Below are 5,985 nucleotides of genomic sequence, written 5' to 3'. Positions count from 1 at the left end.
TAATGAGGTTTTTAGATGCGAGAGACGAGATGCGAGAGACGAGATTTTGGACTTTGTGAATAGATGTGAGAAACGAGAGCAGAGAGATTAGATTTGTTAGATTTCAAACTGATTTTTAATTAGTAGGGATTAGATTCTACCGTTGCTTTGAATCCTATAATCATTTTTTGGATTTCATCAAGATCTTGGTTTAAATCATCAAATTGATCCTGATCCAAAAGACCGACTCGATTGGCAATAATCGTCTGTGTTTCGAGTTCGAAACTTTCACCTAAACTGATATCCAGACAATTTGTGAAAGCTTTGGAAGAGTTTCTAGCTGATCCTTCAGCAACATTTGAGGGTATGGAGACACTAGATCTTCTCATTTGTGAAGTCATTCCAAACTTTTCTTCAGAAGGAAAAGTACCTGTCATTTGGTATACCTTAACTGCCAAATCAACAGATTTTTGCCATACTTTGAGGTTTTTAAAATTGTGTTTTAACTTCATGATTAAAAGGTTTATAGTGTTAACAATGTCAAATATCTATAATATCTATTCTCATTTATTTACTCTAACTTCTCGCTTCTCGTCTCTCGCTTCTCGTCTCTTGTTTCTTGGCTATCCTTTCTCGCCTCTCGTCTCTCGTCTCTCGCTTCTCGTCTCTCGCTTCTCGCCTCTCGTCTCTCGCTTCTCGTCTCTTGTTTCTTGGCTATCCTTTCTCGCCTCTCGTCTCTCGCTTCTCACTTCTCGCTTCTCACTTCTCACTTCTCGCCTCTCCAATCCTAATTTCTAAGTGGCTTCCCTTTAAACAGAATACTATGTATCCTCTCCAAAGTCTTCTTCTCACCTGTCAGGCTGAGGAAGGCTTCTCTTTCAAGGTCGAGGAGATATTGTTCGCTAACTTCTGTTGGAGAAGAAAGGTCTCCTCCAGACATTACCCAGCCCAATTTTCTGGCGATTTTGGCATCATGTTCCGAGATATATTTGCCATAAAGCATTCCGGTAATGCCGGCTTCAAATAGGGCCAAGGAAGTTTTACCGAGAACTTTGATATTGGTCTGCTGCACAGGTTGGGTATATCCAGCATCATAAAGAGCAAGAACTTTTGCCTTTGCATCAGCCAATTGTCTCTTTCGGTTCAATGTAATGGTGTCTTTCACCTGAAGGTATCCCAAACCCCTTGCTTCGGCTGCTGAGGTGGATACTTTGGCAGTAGCGATGTTCATAAAATACTCCTGCAACCTATTCAATTCCACATCTCCTGCTTTGGCTTCGTTGGAAAATCTAAGGGTCATCTCCTTGGTACCTCCTCCGGCCGGAATCAGCCCAACGCCGAATTCCACCAGACCCATATACAGTTCAGCATGCGCCTGTACGGCATCTGCATGCAGTGAAAGTTCACACCCACCACCCAAGGCCATATTGTGTGGTGCTACCACTACAGGCACGGAAGAATATCTCGCACGCATCATGGTATTCTGAAAGCCTGCAATCATCAAGTTGATTTCATCAAATTCCTGATCACCGGCAAACATGAAGAGCATGGCCAGATTGGCACCGGCAGAAAAGTTTCCACCTTCATTACCAATTACCAATCCTTTGTAGGATTTTTCAGCCATGTTGATGGCGGTATTAATTCCTTCAATCACTTCCTGTCCTATTGCATTCATTTTGGTATGGAATTCCAAACCGATAACATCATCACCAAGGTCAAAGACTGTGGCACCTGCATTGCCCCAAAGTTTTTTATTTGCTGCTTTGAGTGTATCCAGGATGATATAATCTTCTATACCTGGAATCGTTAGATATGATTTTGAAGGAATATCGTAATATTTCTTTTGTCCGTTTTCTACTTTATAGAAGGAATCATTTCCCATTTCCAACATTTCATGAACCCATTCAGCAGCCTTTTCGCCGGAGGCTTCCATTTTTTCAACCGTATCTTTTACGCCAAGAATATCCCATGTTTCGAAGGGACCCAATTCCCAGCCAAATCCGGCAGAGACTGCTTGATCTATTCTATAAAGCTCATCTGAAATTTCCGGGATTCTATGGGAGGCATATTTGAATAGGTCATAAAAAGAAGTCCGATAAAATTCTCCTGCCCGATCATCAAAATTGACCAAGAACTTGATTCTCTTTTTGAGGTCATCAATTTCCTTGGAAGCTTCCAAAGCCTTGAATTTTGGCTTTTCGACATCCTTGTATTCAAAAGTTTTGAGATCCAGTTCTTTGAGTTCCTTGGTTCCGTCTTTGTGGCGGATCATTTTAAAATAACCCTGACCTCTTTTATCCCCCCACCATTTATTGTCATAAAGTACTTTTACAATATTTGGCAATTGGAATTTATCCCTTGATTCATCATGGGTAAGGGTTTTGTACAGGTTATTGGCCACATTCACCGTAGTATCCAAACCTACCACATCCATGGTACGGAATGTAGCCGACTTGGCCCTGCCAATGATTGGACCAGTCAATTTATCGACCTCAGAAACCCCCATACCCATTTTTTCAATGGCATGCATTCCTGAGATGATGGCATAAACTCCAATTCTATTGGCAATAAAAGCAGGTGTATCTTTACAGAGAACGGTTTCTTTGCCCAAGAATCTGTCTCCATAATCCATCAGAAAATCAACAATATCAGGATTGGTTTTTGGTCCCGGGATAATTTCCAATAACCTCAAATAACGCGGGGGATTGAAAAAGTGTGTTCCGGCAAAATTAACCTGAAAATCCTCAGACCTTCCCTCACACATCAGGTGCATAGGAATCCCGGAAGTATTGGAGGTTATCAAAGTTCCCGGTTTTCTGTGTTTTTCTACTTTTTCAAAAAGTGACTTTTTGATATCCAACCTTTCCACTACTACTTCAATGACCCAATCATAATCTTTGATCTTGGGAAGGTCATCATCAAAATTTCCTGTTGTAATCTTGGAAACAAAAGCCGCGTCATAAAGTGAGGCAGGTTTTGATTTCAAGGTATTATCGAGGGCTGTGTTGACCAATCTGTTTCTGACGGCTTTGTCATTAACAGACAGACCCTTTTTCTTTTCCTCATCATTGGGTTCATTGGGGACAATGTCAAGCAATAAGACCTGCACGCCAATATTGGCAAAATGGCAGGCTATTCTTGACCCCATCACACCGGAACCCAAAATCGCTACTTTCTTGATTGTTCTTTTCATGTGTCTTTTGTTGGATTTAGAGTTCGTACAGATTTTCGTACTCATTGGGGTTTATAGTTTCTGATTGTATGTTTTCTATGACTTGATTGATCTTTTGGAACACCCTAAAGAAGTCACTCAATTCCTGTTCACTGACCACATCCCGTACTTGTTCATTAAATTCCATAATGGTCTTGACGGAAATTTCTTTTTTTCGCTTTCCTTCAGGTGTCAGGAAAATCCTAACAGAACGTTTGTCAATAGGATCGGGCTTTCTAAAAATCAACCCTTTTTCATCCATGCTTTTGAGCATCCTGGTCAGGCTTCTCGCCTCCAATCCCATCAAAGGGGCTATTTTGGTTGCAGGGGTACCCTCTTTAGAATTGATATTAATCAATACAAATCCGATGGCTGTTGTAAAATCTTCCTGAACAGCTTTTTGATTATACATTCTTGAAATGGCATGCCAAGCACTTTTAATGTGGTAATCAACTGTTTCTTCTCGCTTCATAGGTGTTTTTTTGATACGACTAAGTTAAGAAAAATATTGTATGCATGCATACTAAATACGAAAAAAGTTATGCATGCATAATAAATAAATCATTTAAAAAAGATTCATAAAAAAAACTATATTCTGAATATTTACAGAATATAGTTTATATAAATGGTTATAATAGGATTTACATCAAAAATTCAAAATATGATTTTGTGAAAAATATTCCCTATGCATAAAGCTCCTCTATATCTCTTGCAAATTTTTGATGAATAATTTTCCTTTTCAATTTCATAGTAGGTGTCAACTCACCTGTATCGATTCCCCATTGGGTATTGAGTACTTTGAATTTCTTCACCTGTTCCCATTTTCCAAAATACTTGTTGAGTTCATCAATTTCTTTTTGGTATTTATCCAAAATTTCAGGCTTTTTTAGCATTTCCTCATCATTGGTATAAGGTATATCTTTGTGTTTACACCAGTCTTTCAAGCCTTGTAGATTTGGAACAATCAATGCGGCAGGATAATTTTTATTTTCTCCCACAACAATAACCTGATCAATAATAGGCGATTCCTTATACTTATTCTCCATGGGCTGGGGGGCGATATATTTACCGCCTGATGTTTTGAACATCTCTTTTTTTCTATCGGTAATTTTAAGATAATTGTGATTATCCAATTCGCCGATATCCCCTGTGTGAAACCATCCGTCCGGTTCGAGCACTTCAGCAGTCAGGTCAGGTTGTTTATAATATCCCTGCATAATATTTGGACCTTTAGCCAAGATTTCACCATCAGGAGCAATTTTTACTTCAACATCTTTAACAAGTTTTCCAACCATACCTATACGGATATCCTTAAGGTTGCAAATTGATGCAGAAATTACAGGTGAAGTTTCTGTAAGGCCATATCCTTCACAAACAGGAATCTGAGCTGACCAGAATACCCTTGCCAATCTTGGCTGAAGCGCAGAAGCTCCTGAATTGATCTGCATTATATTTCCGCCTAAAGCTTCTCTCCATTTACTGAAAATGATTTTATTGGCCATTTTCAATTGAAAATTATACCATCCTCCTTGATCTTTATTCGGTTCATATTTCAATCCGAGATTAAGCGCCCAAAAAAACAAAGATTTTTTTATACCAGTAAGTTCATAGCCTTTGGAAACTATCTTGTCATAAACCTTTTCCAATAAGCGTGGTACGGTATTGAATACATGTGGTTGAATCTCTTTGAGGTTATCCCCAATGGTTTCCATACTTTCTGCATAATAGATAGATATACCCATGTACAAAAAGCAAAAAGATCCTGTCCTTTCGTAAATATGGCAAAGTGGAAGGAAACTTAATGCCTTTGAAGTTCCCTTAGGAACAATCAAACGATCTTCGATGGCCAAAAGATTATGTAAAACATTTCCATGAGTCAACATTACTCCCTTTGGACGTCCGGTTGTGCCTGAAGTATAAATGATAGTAAAAAGGTCATTTGTTTTGATCGTTTCTTTTATCGAATCTAATTCTGCAATATTTCCTGATTGACCTGATAACATGAAGTCTTCCCAATAATCACATCCTGATATTTTATCAAAAGAAAAAATTTCCACATCCATTTCTTTGGCTGCTTCTTTTGCTTTTCCATAGATTTCTTCATCACCTACAAAAACCTTTTTGACTTCAGCATGATTGAAAATATAATTGTAATCTTCAGCTGATATGGTGGGGTACATCGGTACCGATATTGCCCCAATTTGTTGTAATGCCAGATCAACAAAATTCCATTCTGGCCTGTTGTTAGAAATGATAGCTACTTTATCATCGCGCAGGATTCCTGATTTCAAAAATGCTAGACTTAGATTGTCAACAATTGTTTTCAGATCTCTTGAAGAATACTTTTTCCATTGACCGTTAATTTTTTGCGCCAAGGCATCTTCTTTATCATAATTGGCAATCTGATAATTAATCAAATCAAATAGTCTGCTGATCTGCATGTTATTTTAGGTTATTGGAAAGAGTGTCAAATTATAAAAAAGACCTCAGTTATCCAAAAGCCAAAATGATGAGTTTATTCACAGCTTTATATATATATTATTTTATTTAATTAAATAAATCTATTACTGTTATTAAGGTGTGGATTTGTTAGTAAGTTTTGCTGATTTAATAGTCAACATTCATAATTCCTTTTATTAATCATTTGTTCACATTTTCTTAACATGGAATTTATCGTCAAGTTCTTGATTTCATATCCTTTATATTATTGCAAAAAAATTATGTGGATTAGTTCATTGTAGATAATCACTGATAAGATTGTGTGAATGGGAATGTTTATAAGTGTGGATGAGTAG

At 37.8% G+C, this 5,985-nt stretch carries 4 protein-coding genes; all 4 read right to left on the bottom strand.

The window, feature by feature from the left end; genetic code table 11:
- Positions 1–119: 119 nt before the first annotated feature.
- A complete protein-coding gene (locus tag ACEW8U_RS17050) occupies positions 120–491 on the bottom strand; it encodes a four helix bundle protein (RefSeq protein ID WP_373523261.1) in 372 nt (123 codons plus the stop codon).
- Between the two features lie 275 nt (positions 492–766).
- Positions 767–3,172 carry a 3-hydroxyacyl-CoA dehydrogenase/enoyl-CoA hydratase family protein gene (locus tag ACEW8U_RS17045; RefSeq protein WP_373523260.1) on the bottom strand — a complete coding sequence of 802 codons (2,406 nt, stop codon included), beginning with the start codon at positions 3,170–3,172 and terminating at the stop codon, positions 767–769.
- A 16-nt stretch (positions 3,173–3,188) separates the two neighbouring features.
- Positions 3,189–3,662, bottom strand: a complete 474-nt coding sequence (locus ACEW8U_RS17040; protein ID WP_373523259.1) for a MarR family winged helix-turn-helix transcriptional regulator — start codon at positions 3,660–3,662, stop codon at positions 3,189–3,191.
- Positions 3,663–3,873: 211 nt separating this feature from the next.
- On the bottom strand, positions 3,874–5,631 hold the full coding sequence (locus ACEW8U_RS17035; protein WP_373523258.1) for a long-chain fatty acid--CoA ligase: 1,758 nt from the start codon (positions 5,629–5,631) through the stop codon (positions 3,874–3,876).
- Positions 5,632–5,985: the final 354 nt, after the last annotated feature.

Origin of the sequence: Aquiflexum sp. (assembly GCF_041751335.1) — a bacterium.
Taxonomy (GTDB): domain Bacteria; phylum Bacteroidota; class Bacteroidia; order Cytophagales; family Cyclobacteriaceae; genus Aquiflexum.
Note: the sequence above shows the minus strand (reverse complement) of the source record. Positions and strands in the feature narration are given on the sequence as shown.

Bases quoted from the DNA above. Each gene is read 5' to 3' on its own strand.
- ACEW8U_RS17050 (WP_373523261.1), bottom strand. From the start codon at position 491: ATGAAGTTAAAACACAATTTTAAAAACCTCAAAGTATGGCAAAAATCT.
- ACEW8U_RS17045 (WP_373523260.1), bottom strand. From the start codon at position 3,172: ATGAAAAGAACAATCAAGAAAGTAGCGATTTTGGGTTCCGGTGTGATG.
- ACEW8U_RS17040 (WP_373523259.1), bottom strand. From the start codon at position 3,662: ATGAAGCGAGAAGAAACAGTTGATTACCACATTAAAAGTGCTTGGCAT.
- ACEW8U_RS17035 (WP_373523258.1), bottom strand. From the start codon at position 5,631: ATGCAGATCAGCAGACTATTTGATTTGATTAATTATCAGATTGCCAAT.